The organism is Komagataeibacter diospyri (assembly GCF_043995075.1).
Lineage (GTDB): Bacteria > Pseudomonadota > Alphaproteobacteria > Acetobacterales > Acetobacteraceae > Komagataeibacter > Komagataeibacter diospyri.
Genome location: NZ_CP171836.1, coordinates 3,386,999 through 3,401,175, shown reverse-complemented (window position 1 = coordinate 3,401,175; position 14,177 = coordinate 3,386,999). Strand labels below are relative to the sequence as shown.

At 57.4% G+C, this 14,177-nt stretch carries 8 protein-coding genes; 2 read left to right on the top strand and 6 right to left on the bottom strand.

The genetic code is table 11. The annotated features are described in order from the left end of the window. Positions 1-500 precede the first annotated feature (500 nt). Both ACE2AA_RS15820 and ACE2AA_RS15815 read left to right on the top strand, forming a co-directional pair. Positions 501-1,844, top strand: a complete 1,344-nt coding sequence (locus ACE2AA_RS15820) for a gluconate:H+ symporter (protein ID WP_395370427.1) — start codon at positions 501-503, stop codon at positions 1,842-1,844. Positions 1,845-1,855: 11 nt separating this feature from the next. After that, on the top strand, positions 1,856-3,346 hold the full coding sequence (locus ACE2AA_RS15815) for a carbohydrate porin (protein ID WP_141259422.1): 1,491 nt from the start codon (positions 1,856-1,858) through the stop codon (positions 3,344-3,346). Between the two features lie 235 nt (positions 3,347-3,581). Here the strand turns inward: ACE2AA_RS15815 and ACE2AA_RS15810 are convergent, their stop codons facing one another. The 6 genes from ACE2AA_RS15810 to ACE2AA_RS15785 form a co-directional block, all read right to left on the bottom strand. Next, entirely contained in the window at positions 3,582-6,356 is a 2,775-nt protein-coding gene (locus tag ACE2AA_RS15810; RefSeq protein WP_395370425.1) for a beta-glucosidase, read from the bottom strand. Between the two features lie 192 nt (positions 6,357-6,548). Then, positions 6,549-8,885: a TonB-dependent siderophore receptor gene (locus ACE2AA_RS15805; RefSeq protein WP_162515698.1), complete on the bottom strand. Its 2,337-nt coding sequence runs from the start codon at positions 8,883-8,885 to the stop codon at positions 6,549-6,551. A gap of 721 nt (positions 8,886-9,606) precedes the next feature. Then, on the bottom strand, positions 9,607-10,695 hold the full coding sequence (locus ACE2AA_RS15800; protein WP_141299799.1) for a proline racemase family protein: 1,089 nt from the start codon (positions 10,693-10,695) through the stop codon (positions 9,607-9,609). 70 nt (positions 10,696-10,765) lie between these two features. Further along, the gene (locus ACE2AA_RS15795) at positions 10,766-12,067 is read right to left on the bottom strand and encodes an MFS transporter (RefSeq protein ID WP_162515696.1); all 1,302 of its coding nucleotides are present in this window, start codon (positions 12,065-12,067) and stop codon (positions 10,766-10,768) included. Between the two features lie 91 nt (positions 12,068-12,158). Further along, complete coding sequence (locus ACE2AA_RS15790) at positions 12,159-13,514, bottom strand: hypothetical protein (protein ID WP_227000746.1); 1,356 nt, start codon at positions 13,512-13,514, stop codon at positions 12,159-12,161. Between the two features lie 189 nt (positions 13,515-13,703). Further along, positions 13,704-14,120: a RidA family protein gene (locus ACE2AA_RS15785; RefSeq protein ID WP_193557598.1), complete on the bottom strand. Its 417-nt coding sequence runs from the start codon at positions 14,118-14,120 to the stop codon at positions 13,704-13,706. Positions 14,121-14,177: the final 57 nt, after the last annotated feature.

Below are 14,177 nucleotides of genomic sequence, written 5' to 3'. Positions count from 1 at the left end.
TTGCCCTGTATGGAAAGCTACGCGATCACGACGGGTAATTTATCACCCCGATGGGCTGTTCCATGCGATCTGTCGGGATCACGCGGGCCACCATCAGGATCGGGATGGCCAATATCGTCTGTAATATGCGATGCTTCCTGTTCCTCGACTGAATCAGCGCAGCCGCTTGATAGCCTGAAGGGGAGAAATATTCACCCTACTTAAAAAGTAGATTGAGGAACGCCCCTGGGAGCCTCAAACCAGCCAGCACGACATCATTCAGCAGTTCCTCATCCTTTTGGCCTGTGCCAGACATTGTGCATTGCACAATTTATAAAAAATCTGGCTGTAAAAGGCATGTATATCTTCAGTTTCGATGTTTATTTTTATTTCATCCCCTGCCGCAGGCATCAGAACAATTATAGTACAAAAGATGTTTTCATAACATTTTCTTTATGCCCTGACCTTCCCGTCAACCGCAGGCGTTAGGCATTGTGTCAAACCATGGGAGTATTGATGGGATGAGCGCGGCATTTGCCATCTCTCTTGCGGTAACGGCAATTCTGGCCGTTATTGTTCTGATTGCCCGGTTCCGTCTGAACCCTTTCATTGTTCTTTTCATCGTATCCATAGCCCTTGCCCTTTTTGCAGGCATGCCGGCAGATCATGTCGTTGCGTCCTTTGAAAATGGCGCGGGCCATGTGCTCGGCCATGTTGGCACCGTCATCGCGCTTGGCACCATGCTGGGCAAGATGCTGGCGGAATCCGGCGGGGCGGACCGTATTGCACTGACCATCTCCGGGTTCGCGGGGCGCGAACGGGTGGACTGGGCCATGATGGTGATTGGCCTGCTGATTGGCCTGCCGGTGTTTTTTGAGGTGGGCTTCGTCCTGCTCATTCCACTGGTATTCGTGCTGGCTGACCGCACCAATATGCCCCTGCTGCGGGTGGCGCTGCCCATGGGGGCAGCGCTGTCGGTCACGCATGCGCTTATTCCGCCGCATCCGGCAGCGTTGCTGGCCCTTAGCGCGTATCACGCCAATATCGGCCATACGATCATGCTGGGTATCATAATCGGCACACCCATCGCAGTGATTGCCGGGCCGGTCTTTGGCCGCTTTGCCTCTGCCCGCGTGTCGCTGACCGGGGTAAACCCGCTGGCGGAACAGTTCGTTAAACACGAACCGGCGGCCAATATGCCGAGCTTTTTCCTGACGGTTTTTACCATCCTTTCGCCAGTTGTCCTGATGCTGGTCGGGTCGATGGCCGACCGGATCACGACGGTACAGGGTACGGCCAATACCGTGCTGCATTTCGTGGGCAATACGGACATAGCACTTGCGCTGGCAACGCTGCTGTCCTTTTACGTGCTGGGGGTGGCGCAGGGATTTTCGGCTACCACCATCCTGCGCTTTACCAACGAATGCCTTGGTCCTACGGCGCTTATCATGCTGCTGATCGGCGCGGGCGGCGGCTTTGGCCGGGTGCTGATTGACAGCGGGGTATCGCGCGCCATTACCGATGCGGCCCTTGGCGCCCATATGCCGCTGCTGGTGCTGGCATGGGTTCTGGCGGCCATCGTACGTGTGGCGTGCGGATCATCCACCGTGGCGATGGCGACGGCGTCCGGCATTGTCGCCCCCATCCTGGAACATAGCACCGGGGTTTCACCCGAACTTATGGTGCTGGTGACCGGGGCGGGATCGGTTGCCTTCGGCCCGATGAATGATGCCGGTTTCTGGCAGATCAAGGAATATCTGGGCCTGACCGTACCGCAGACCATCAAGACATGGTCGGTCCTGGAAACGCTGATTGCTGTATGCGGGCTGGTCTTCTGTCTGATCGCTTCCATTTTCGTGCATTGAAGGGACGGATCATGCTGTTTCCAGATACCGCAATGCCCGTGCATGCGCGCAACATCGCGCAGACGGCGCTGCAGACGGTCACCCTTGCGCTGGGCTGCCTGCTGTACGGGGCCATGCCCGCAGGGGCACAGGTCATGGATCGCGACATCGGATCGGCCCCCAGCCTGCTGGTGTCGCGCCCGCTGCCAAAGCATGACTCGCACAAGACATGGGTGCCGCCGTTTTCCCAACCCGAAGCGGTAGCTTCCAACCCCGTGTCAAAATGGCTGCGCCGTCGCGGCATCAACTTCCTTGTGGACAATACCAATGAATTCGCGGGTGCGATCACGCCGCCCACGCGGGGTAGCACGCCGGGGTTCAGCAATTACAAGCAGGGGGCCAGCAATGCCGGGCAGTACGCCATGCAGCTGGACGTGGACTGGGACAAGCTGGTGGGCTGGCACGGGTTCGCCACCCATATGATAACCGTGGGCCGATACGGCACGACCGCCAACCGCATGTTCGGCGACTGGCTGAACCATGCATCCGAAGATTACGGCGGCGGCGGCAACGTGGTGGTCCATCTTGTCTATGCCTATGGGGAGGAAACGCTTCTGGGCGGACGGCTGGCGATTGCCGCCGGGCGCATGGCCGAAATATCGGATTTCGCGGCCAGCCCCCTGTTCTGCAACTTCCAAAACGGCAGTTTCTGCGGACGGCCCAAGGGCATTACCGACACCAATTACGACGCGGGCTACCCAGCGGGCACATGGGGGTTCCGCGTGCGTGGCCGTCCTGCCCGGTCGGTTTACGTGCAGACCGGCCTGTACCCGATTGAAGACGGGATTTACCAGGTGTACCAGCACCGCACCGGGTTCAAGTTCAATGGCGCAAACATCATCGGTTATGCCGCGCCGATCGAAACCGCGTGGGAACCCGTGTTCCGCCATGGCACCCTGCCGGGGCATTACAAATTCGGCGCACAGCTGTTCAGCACGCCGCAGAACGACAATTACCTTGACGTAGCCGGCGCGCCCTACGCGCTGACGGGCCGCAAGCAGAGAAAGCATGGCGCGTCATGGTCCACATGGGTCATGTTCGACCAGCGCCTGCTGCATTACCATGACAAGGATTCCGGCCTGACCGCGCTGTCTGGCGCGATATATAACGACCCGCGCACGTCGCTGCGCAAATACCTTGTATATGCGGCGCTGATCAATCGCGGTTACTTCCGCGCACGTCCGTATGACACGATGGGCTTTGCCCTGACCTATACACGGATTGCCGATGGCGTAACGATGACAGAACAGGACATGATCGACACCGGCAACAGAAGCAGCCTACCCAACCATGCAACCGGCGTACAGCGTGATACGGTCGTCATGGAAGCGAACTACGCGATACATGTCATGCCGGGCGTTATCTTCACCCCACTGTTCGAATACTATATTCACCCCAATGCCCAATCCAACCTGCGTGATGCAGCCTTGTTGGGATTCAAAAGCCACATCCAGTTGATGTAAAGCTGAATAGATTACACACTAGCACTACAGTTGTTTTTTGATGAGAGAGATATATAAGCTTTGGCCTGATATGTTCTTCTAAATCGTGACCAGTATGGCGTGATCTTGAATGGCAAACCAGACTGTATGTTCCGTCGGTCCCTGCGTCAGTCCTCTCCTGCTGGTTCTGTCCGTATCCTGTACCGTGGCCATTACCGGCCCCCGCGTTCCGAGGGAACGCGGGGTTGCGGTCAGGTTAGATCCTGCCCTTCAGCCGAATGTCGCCTGACGAAGCACCGACCAGGACCGGACGTGTCCCTGGCACCTTGCGCCATGCATGGTCATGCGTGGACCAGTACTGCAGGGCACGGGGGGCTACATGCAGCGTAATATCCCGGCTTTCCCCGACATCAAGATGCACCCTGTCAAAAGCGACAAGGCTTCTTACGGCAAGATCGGCACCAGGCACAGGCGCCCCTGGGGCGTCGATATAGACCTGAGGCACTTCATCACCTGCGGCCCCGCCGCTGTTCCTGATCCTGAACCGGACGTCCAGGCCACCTGCATTACTGGCATCAACATGCAGCCGCGAATAGGCGAAACGGCTGTAGGACAGGCCATGCCCAAACGGGAACAGGGGCTTGCGACCGGATTTAAGGAAGGCGCGATAGCCAATATTCACCCCTTCCGAGAACATGGTCTTTCCGTCCTGTCCCGTGCCGGAGCGCTCCTTGTGCATCGGGTCGGTTGCCGGATAATCGCTTAGTTGCCTGCCCCATGTAACGGGCAGACGGCCAGCAGGATTGACCTGTCCCGTCAGGACCCTGGCGGCGGCAACGCCACCCCGATCGCCTGACCACCACATTTCCATCACGGCCGCGGCCTTATCAAGCCAGGGCAGCGCCACGGGCTGGCTTGTATTGAGCATGATGACCGTATTGGGATTAACGGCCAGAACGGCCTCCGCCAGTTCATTCTGCCCACCCGGCAGCTGGAATGGCGGCTGGCCCCGGCTCCACAGGAAAAGGATAACCTTACGTGCATGCCGGGCGACATCAACCGCATGATCCCGGTCCGCCCGGCGTGTTGCCGGCGTTGCCCATGCCAGCCTCAGCCTTTCGGGGGTGCCGGAATCATCAGGTACGGCATGGATCACAACCTTATGCCTGCCGGCGGTCAGCCTGACCGGCACACGCACGTTGTCCAGTCCGTCCGTGCCCGGTAGCAGGTTATCCTGATTGGGTTCGACAATATCCCCGTGCAGGCCGCCTTTCAGGGCATGGGTGCCGCCGATGCGCGCGCCATCCACGATAATGTCGGCCCGCGCACCCAGTACATGCAGGCACAGCCAGTATTCCCCTTCTTCATCAGTCTGGAGGTCACCGCTCCAGTCCATCGTGCTGCCTGCGGGCGCGGTGGTACCCGTAGCTGCGGTCAGGACGGAAAGAGGCGCCTGCCCTGCCTTATGCCCCATGTCCTGTGGCATGGTGCTGATAACATGGTCCGCGGCGATGACGTGGCCATCCATGTCATCCGCAACGGCGGCCTGGATATGGGCCTTCCCTCCCCCGATCTGGCGCAGCGCGGTAACGGGGCTGATTTGATGATCAAGTTCACCCAGTGAACGTTCATTGGGTTTGCCAACCGCAATAACCTGTGAGCCCCCCGGCCCGATAACCGCCAGATCTGTCAGGTCATCAGGTGTGAGCGGCAGCGCATGATGGACATTCCTGAGCAGGACGGCAGATGCAGCACTAGTGCGTTCATTGATGTCGTCAACCTGCCCGGGCGTAAGGCGCGCGCCCGTCCCCTGACCCGTCGTGCCCGGCAACCGACCGAACAGTGCCATTTCAAACAGGACCCGCCCCGCCGCACGGTCGATTTCGACCTGTGTCACCGCCCCGTCGCGCAGGGCATCATACAGGTTTCTGAACTGGTGATTGACGGGAAACAGGACATCCCACTTTACCGGCTCGGGTTGCGGTTCTTCGGGAATGGTCCCTTCAAAGATACGATGCATGGCATCAAAGTCGGGTGGCGGAACATGGTGGGGTGGCGGCGTATTGTCATAATAAGCGGGAATAATGCCCGCAAAGGGATTGGCTGGATTGAGATGCCCCGGCATTTCCATGTCCAGACCCGCCATCAGGCCCAGATTGTCATGCACCGCGCCCCAGTCCGATACGACAAACCCTTTGAAACCCAGCTCATCACGCAGCACATGGTCCATAAGCGCCCTGTTTGCGCAGGCGTAAGGTCCATTGATCATATTATACGCACACATGATCGATGCGACATGGGCGTTGATGGCGGCTTCGAACGGGGCCAGATAGATTTCGTGCAGCGGCTGTTCGTCAATAAAGACATGTTGGCCGTCAGTATCGTAGCCGATGAAATGCTTGGCATCCGCCATGACATTGCGTGACTGGATGCCGCGTATCTCAGCAGCACCGATCATGGACGTCAGGGTCGGGTCCTCGCCAAAAGTATTATAGGCCCGGGAATAGGTGATATCCCGATCTATATTGATGAAAGGCTGCAGGACAACGTCAATATTCAGTCGATTGGCTTCATCCCCAATCAGAACGCCATTATCAAATGCAAGCTTCGGATCGAATGTGGCCGCAACCCCCATTGTCGCGACTTCAGCGACCGACGGTTTGCTCAGCAGCAGTCCCGGCGGTCCGTCCGCCATGCGCAACGCTGGCACATTCAGCCGTTTTACGCCTGGCAGGTAGCCTGCCTCCCCATCATTGTGCGCAGCGGGTTCTTCCGTTCCCCGGATAAGGTTCAGCTTTTCCTGAAGGGTCATCTGCTTCAGCAGGCTGGATGCTATACGGGTCGCCCTGGCGTCCGCATCCTCCCGGTCGGCTGCCTGCGCGGAGTGGAAGGGATTGCAGACCGACAGGGCCAGACAGCAGGCACTCCCATACAGAAGTATTGTGCTGCGTTTTTTCAGGATCCGGGCCAGTCCATGTACTGGCCTGTCTGGCCAGCGCGACGTGAGGGCGGCAAAAATCCGGGTTGGCATGACCATGTACCTGTCCCTTTTTAATATTATACATACCTGCGCCTGACCGGGTTTTCCCGACCAGGCGCATGATACCGTCCCGAAGGATCTGCTACTGCAGGGGGACAGAAGTCCGGTCCGGCGCAGGCTGTGCCCCATGGCGGCAGGACCTTCAGCAGGACACGGACTGTATTGCTGATGGATATGATGTTTTTAGAACTTCATATCTGCGCGGAAGTAATAGAAGCCACCGTTGAAGGCCAGCTGCGACGCATAATAATCATACTTGGTCACGCCATAGGCACGACCCTGTGCCGGCACTTCGGTCGGGTGGGTATTGAAGATGTTGTTCCCGCCAATGGCCAGATGCAGGTTGCGCGTTGCCGCGTAACCGAATTCCAGATCGGTCACCCACCGTGGTTTTGCTTCAAACGGGAAGAACGTATTGACCGACCATGCATTCGGACCCGTTGTATATTGCATTTCGTCGGTAACGGAACCCCAGCGTGTTTCACGCAGCGTTGCGTCAAATCGACCCAGTGACCAGTGTCCGGACATGATGATCTTGCTGCGCGGCGTTGTCGTTGTCAGGAACGCAACCTGCTGGGCATTCAGTACGGGGGTACCGTTACTGTTATAGGACATGTGCGATACACGTGTCCTGTTCAGATTCAGGCCAAGTGACCAGTCAACACGCCCATACTTCTTGAAATCGGTCAGATAGGTCGCAGTAATGTCCAGCCCCTGCGTACGCGTGCTTGCCCCATTGGTGAAGTAGTTGACCGAAACGGCCGAGGGATCGAGGCTGGTCGGCACTGGAATACCGGACAGGTCGATGGCGTTCAGCGCTTCCGCGCCAGAGGCGTACCCCCCTTCCACAATACGATCACGGATATTGATCTGATAGACATCAGCAGCAATATGCAGTTTTTTCAGTGGATTGATAACAATACCGCCGCTAAGGTTGGTAGAGCGTTCCGGCTTGAGCGCCTTGGCGCCCAGTGACCGCGCCGCTGCCGAATTGACGGCCAGCACGCCACTGGCGGCTTCGGGGCTGACATTCAGGTTGGTGAAATTTTCCTCCGCCAGTGTCGGGGCGCGGAATCCGTTGCTGATCGTGCCACGGATCGCAACCCATTTATTGATCTCATAACGGGTGGACACCTTGCCGCTGATCGCATTGCCTACGTCGGAATAATGTTCCAGACGGCCTGCCAGATCGACTTCCCAACCATTGAGCGGCTTGAAGTTTACATCCACATAGCCTGCATAGATATGGCGCCCATGTACGCCGGATGCGACGTCGGGCAGGCCAGGCAATGCCTGTGAACCATTGCCGTAAAGCGACGCGGCATCACCCGCTCCCATCTCGTACTGCTCGTTACGGTTTTCAAACCCGAGCGCCACCGCTACAGGCGCAGCGAAGAATGGCGCCGCGATCGAACGGCGCAAATCGACGTTATTGACCCACTGCGCATTACGGTAATTGCCGATCGAGAAACTGTTGGGGGACGTGCCCGTGGCCTGCAACAGATCCAGGTTGATCGACTGATCCAGACCACTATGGAACCAGTCAGACCCGTACGTACTACTGACATCCCACGAGAAACCAAAGAAGTTGTCCCCCTTGAACCCTGCGGTCACACCCATGTCGTTTTCGTCCGATGTCTGGATCGGGCTGTAACCGTTGGGATAGATTCCAGGATAGCCGCTTGGCATGGTGCGGTAAAATGCCCAGGCCTTCGCATCCCTGTGGGCATAGGTTGCGTTACCGTAAAAAGTTACGTGTTCCGTAAGCGGCAGGTTGAAGTTGACGCCCAGCGCCTCGCGGTCACTGGCCGGAATGCCGAACAGCCGGTCAACCTTGGCGTTATAGCGTGTATCCGTGCCGTCATGATGGGTTGGGTCCTGGTGACGGTAATCAAAGCTGAGCTGCAGGGAACCGCCATGGCCGATCCTGAAGCCCTCATTGAACATGCCGCCCGCGGTAAAGCCCTGATTGTTCCCGTAATTGCCAACAAGGCTCTGGGCGGAAATGCCATGATCCTGTGATTTCAGGATGATGTTGACCACACCGGCAACAGCGTCAGACCCGTACTGGGCGGCCGCGCCATCACGCAGTATCTCGATATGATCGATCATGGACATCGGAATCATATCAAGATCGGTTGGGGTCGATCCCTGCTGTGAACCGGGAGACGCATAGATATTGGCCGTCGGGTGGCGTCTTTTCCCGTTGATCAGGATAAGCGTCTCGTCCGGGTTCAGGCCGCGCAGCGATATGGCATCGGTCAGACCACCTGCCCCGGTGCCGAATGCCGGCGTCGTGACCGACGGCGATGTCACGATCAGCGCATCACGCAGGTTCGTCTGGCCCGTGCGCAGGATCTGCTGCCTGGAGGTCACATCAACCGGGCTCATGCTCTGGTAAAGCTTGCGGTTGGTGGTACGGGTGCCCGTTACGATAAGCTGTTCCGCCTCACCCGAATTACGGGTGGTTTTCTTGTCTTTGGTCTGTGTTTCAGCCGTTGCCGCAGCGTACCCCGGCATGGGGACGGTGGATATTCCTGTCAAAAGGAACAGAAGAAACGGCAGCTTCCTGTTACGCATCCAATTCTCCATCCTGATTACTGTTATGAGAAGCACGCAGATGCCGTGACTTCGAAAAAGGGATTGCCCGGTTGCGTGTAAAAGGCTTGGTCGCGCCGTACCGACCGGGAGTGACGTGGAGCAGAGAAAGTAAGGTATTTCTTCACGTGAATATGGACATATAGTATGAAAAGCTTATGTCTAAGTCAATACGAACTAAGAACGTTTCCCACTAAAAATGCCAGCGGGGCATTTCTGTACATTTAAAATAAAAGCATTTTATTTCAGTAGATTAGACCAACGCGCTAACGGAAAACGTTGCGATATCGAAAATTTGTATCAGGTTATGTTGCAAAAATGCCAGAATAGCTGGCGGGATCAAGACCATCTGGATTTTGGCAAAATATTACTGCACCGATATGTAATATCAATTTGGTTTTGTTCTGGTCCATCTGATTGGATAGCGTGTCAGGTTTAAAATCCAGCCAAAAAACATTACAAAAATGAAATGGATTTTCCCGCGGAAGATTTTTGTTCGGAAACTATAGAAAAATGCCACCTTCATGAAAAAAAGGTGGCACGCAGGACCGTCTGTTATTTATATAAACGTATTGTTCTGAAATAATATCCAGATCCCCATGCCCGGGCGAAGCCATGGGGCTGGATGCGCCGTCGTGACGCGTTACACTACAGCCTTGCCGCCGCCGATAAGAAAACCATTGCCCAGCGGATCATATTTCGAGACCATCAGCTGGGACAGTGCGGTGATCCAGGCGGAACCGGTTACGCGCGGCACAAGATAGGTGCTGCCGTCTTTCCGCTCTTCCTTTACAATCCTGCCCCGATAATGTGTTCCCATGATGCTTTCGTTAACGAAATCATCGCCTACCTTTAACAGACCCTTTGCCACCCTGACCGCCATCCTGGCACATGTGGCAGTGCCGCAGGGCGAGCGGTCAAAGGAGTGGGCACCGGAAACTGGAACATTCAGCCCATCGGCCCCTTCCGCCCGTGGTTCATCGGTCCAGACGATATTGCCCACCGATGGCACGACACCGGTCAGGGGATCGGATAAGGTGGATGTCCGGCCCAGTTCCTGACGGATGAATTTCGCTTTTTCAATCAAGGTATCTATCAGGTCCGGCTGAACCGACAGACCGACACTGGCTGATTCGACAAATCCATAATACTGGCCGCCATAGGCTATTTCCACGGTTGTCTTTTTACCGTGTCCGGTATCGACTTCAACAGAGCCAATATAATATGCTTGGGGAATCTGGAAGGAAACCGCCTGGCATCGGCCGTCCTTTATTTCCACTTCTATCTCCAGGGTGCCCACGGGCGTCAGGAGTGGAAGTTGAAAATGCCCGTCCGTGCCCAGGTCAATCGAGGGGATCAGCGCCAGTTCGCACAGCGTTGTCACAACACCGATCGTGGCGTGTCCGCACATATCCGGATAGCCGTTTGCATCCATGAATACGATCCCGAAGGGCTCACCGGCTGCGCGGGGCGCAATCAGCGCGGCGGCAAACATTGACCGGTGCCCGCGCGGTTCCAGTACCGCCATCCGCCGGACCCAGTCGGCCTGAGTTCTGAAATGATCCCGGGCCGATGTGGGGGAAAGGCCGGCAAGGTTTTCGCCGCTGTCCATAATCACGCGTGTTGTCTGGCCACAGGTATGGGAATCCACAACATGCAGGGTCCTTGCGCCGTCATATGACCCGTTGGGATGAATAAGGCGCGCACTGTAATCTTGCATGTTATTACTCATGTTTTACCTATCCGGGCAGAAGAGAGGAAAAGGAAATATTCACCGGGGTCACAAAAAGCGCGCGGCTTCGTCAGCAGGAAGTCTGCTTCACCGTTCCCACGGAAAAGGTGGACATTTTTCGGCATGTCAGAACCAGCCCGCAGAACGAGATGATGGACACGGCATAAAATATGACAATCACGCCATTAAAGGAGCCGGTCCTGTATAGAATGGCCGTAGAGATCAGGGGAATGAACCCCACGATAACCGACGCGATGGACTGCCCCAGCGCCAGACCGGAAGAGCGTACCTGAACCGGAAACAGCGCCGTCAGCAGGCCGGGCTGGGTACCAATCATGGCGGCATGGAAAATGCCGTTTGTAATGACAAAGGCCGCCATGATGACATAGGGGTTGCCAGTACCGACCGACATGAAAAACGGGTATATGGAAATGGCAGAACACAGGATGCCAAGCCCGTAAACAACCGGTGCGCCCAGCAGGTCGGCCAGCCGCCCGAATATGACCATCATGACCGTATCAGCAGTCATAGAGACAAAAACCGACGCAATCAGGATACTTTCATTCACATGCAGCCACGCGCCGTAAGAGAGCGAGACGGTTGTAGTCATGAGGACATAGATCATCTCGGACAGGATCAGGGTGGACGCAGCCAGAACCGACGTCTTGTAACTGCGGATCACTTCCGTCATGGGGGTCTGGACGCCGTTTTTTTCGGCAACCCGGGCAAATTCGGCCGTATCGCCCACCTTCAGCCGGATCACGACACCCAGCACGACAACCACGATGCTGACCAGAAATGGCAGGCGCCATCCCCAGGTCAGGAACTGATCACCGCTGATGGCGCGGAAAAGGAAAAACAGCCCCGACGAGAGTATGAACCCTACCCCGACCCCTGCCTGGCTCCACGCGCCATAAAACCCCTGCTGCTTCGGGGGAGCGTTTTCAGTCGCCATAAGGATCCCGCCACTCCATTCCCCTCCGGCGGCAAATCCCTGGATCAGGCGCAACGTAATCAGGGCGATGGGGGCGATGATGCCCGCCTGCTGGTAGGTTGGCAGCAGACCGATCAGGAATGTCGCCCCCCCCATCAGTGACAGCGTCCATGTCAGCGTGGTCTTGCGGCCATACCGGTCTCCGACCGAACCGAACACGATTCCGCCCAGAGGCCGTGACACAAAGCCCACTGCATAGCCCACAAAGGCACCGCTGGTGCTGAGTATGGGGTTGCTCAGGGGGAAAAAGGACGGACCAAAGACCAGCGCGGACGCCAGCCCGTACAAAAAGAAATCATAAAATTGCAGCGCATTGCCAATAGATGACGCCAGTATTGGCAAAATGACCTTGAAGTGCCGCAACAGTCCACGTTCCACACTGAATACTCCAGGTATGAGGGCAGTTATATCCGGGAAGAAACCCGTCAGGAACAAGACGGGATGACAGGCTGCAGTGCTGCTTATCGGGTCATGCGGGTGCCTCAAGCCGCCGCTTCCCATCAGCGCAAAGCCGCGTGTCCGGGCTATCCAGGGCGGTGCGGTCCCATAACCGGCAGGTCACGGCCTTGTGCTTCTGGTCCAGTCCTTCACAGTAATTGGTGTATTTACAGACGCGCATGCTGTCAGCACGCCCCTCTCGCGCCTTGAGCAACCAGTCCGGGTCCGCCATGAACTGCCGCGCGCTTGCCACCACATCGCATGTGCCGTCTGCCAGCATCGTTTCCGCCATATCTACGGTATGAACCCCGCCGGCACAGATGACGGGCGTGTCGAAACCGGCGCCACGGAGCTGCGCGCGGATGAAGCGCGATGCCTTTGCATTACGGCCAAACGGCCCGAAGGAATCTGAAATCGCGTGTGGAATGCATTCATATCCGCTTGGGCCGGTATAGGGATAGGCCGCCTCACCTACCCGCGGCTGGAGCGCGTCTTCAAACTTCCCCCCACGGGAGAGCGAGAGAAAATCAAGCCCGCGCGCCGCCAGCCGTCCTGAAAACCAGGCGGCATCTTCTACCGTGCCGCCACCCGCAATGCATTCTTCGGCCAGCAGGCGGCAGCCAACCGTATAGTCCGGAGCGACCCTGCCGCGCACGCTGTCCAGTACGGCTTCCGCCAGCCTTACGCGCCCTTCGCGCGTCTGGCCCCACCCGTCTCCACGCGTGTTCAGCGCCGACAGGAACGAGGCCATGGTATAGGCATGGGCATAATGCAGTTCCACCCCGTCAAAACCGGCATCACGCGCCCGCAGGGCCGCGTTGGCGAACAGGTCGGGCAGGACATCGGGCAGATCCTTTATCCACGGTAGATGCACATCCGTTATCCGCTCCCGCGCCCCGTAATCCAGGGCTTCGCGTTCACGTGGGTCAAGAATGGCCTCCAGCTCGGCGCGGCTCATGTTTTTCAGGCGGTCGCGGATGATCGCGTCGTCCGTCTCGCCCAGCAGTGTCCGGTGGCGGTCGGTTATGACCAGAAAACGCGTCAGGAAACGATCTGGCTCCGGCCTGCGGCGTATGTTCAGGAAATCGATAAGCTGGACGAAAACCTTTGTCTCGCCCCTGCTGGCCTGCCGAATGGTCGCAACCAGTTCCGCCATGCCCGCCACGTATCTGTCATGCGACAGGCGAAGAAGCGGGCCGCTGGGAATATCCCTGATCCCTGCCGCTTCCACCACGATCGCGCCGGGTCGGCCCATGGCGATGCGCCTGTACCATGCAAGGGTGGATGGGGTGACATGACCGTCCTCACTGGCCCGCCAGCTTACGACGGCGGGGTACCAGCTTCTGGTTTTCAGGGCGAACCTGTTGACCGTAACAGGTCTGAACAATGGGGAATCCGCCGCGCCGGCGGAAGCAGCCGGCGCATGGGACTGCCACTGAATTCGGTCCGATGGTTTCCACATCCTGCCCTCTGTCTTTCCTGATCCCATTCATACCCGAAGAACCTCAACATTCATTATAATGTCGTGTTCGTAACAATTGGCGTGGACGTGCCCGTTGCCATGACCTGTTCCCTGTTACGGAATGACGGCAGTCGCCTCGATTTCCACAATGGCCCCGGGCTCAACCAGACGACCAACCTGCACCAGACTCATGACCGGGTAATGCCGTCCCATCGTCTGCCGGTACACAGCTCCCAGCGGACGCAGGCTGGCATTGTAGACGGCTATGTCCGTAACGAACCATGTCATGCGCACCAGATGTTCTGGCATGGCCCCTGCCGTTTCCAGCAGGCAGCAGATGTTCTGCAACGCCTGTTCGCACTGTGCCACGAACCCGTCGCGCATGTCGCCCTGCGGGGTTATTCCGATCTGGCCACCCAGCACCAGCAGCCGCCCGGAGGCGGCAATGGCATGGGAATACCCGCGTGGCGCGGGCCAGCCGTCCGGCAGCAGTATCCTGTGATCCGTTTTTTTTGTAAGACATGAATCCATGTTTGTTTCCACCTGCATGAAATAGAAAAAGTCCTGGCCGGAACGGTCGGGAACGGG

Excerpts from the sequence above, each read along its gene's own strand:
- ACE2AA_RS15805 (WP_162515698.1), bottom strand. The coding sequence starts at position 8,885 with ATGCCGGGGTACGCTGCGGCAACGGCTGAAACACAGACCAAAGACAAG.
- ACE2AA_RS15800 (WP_141299799.1), bottom strand. The coding sequence starts at position 10,695 with ATGAGTAATAACATGCAAGATTACAGTGCGCGCCTTATTCATCCCAAC.
- ACE2AA_RS15820 (WP_395370427.1), top strand. The coding sequence starts at position 501 with ATGAGCGCGGCATTTGCCATCTCTCTTGCGGTAACGGCAATTCTGGCC.
- ACE2AA_RS15815 (WP_141259422.1), top strand. The coding sequence starts at position 1,856 with ATGCTGTTTCCAGATACCGCAATGCCCGTGCATGCGCGCAACATCGCG.
- ACE2AA_RS15785 (WP_193557598.1), bottom strand. The coding sequence starts at position 14,120 with ATGGATTCATGTCTTACAAAAAAAACGGATCACAGGATACTGCTGCCG.
- ACE2AA_RS15810 (WP_395370425.1), bottom strand. The coding sequence starts at position 6,356 with ATGCCAACCCGGATTTTTGCCGCCCTCACGTCGCGCTGGCCAGACAGG.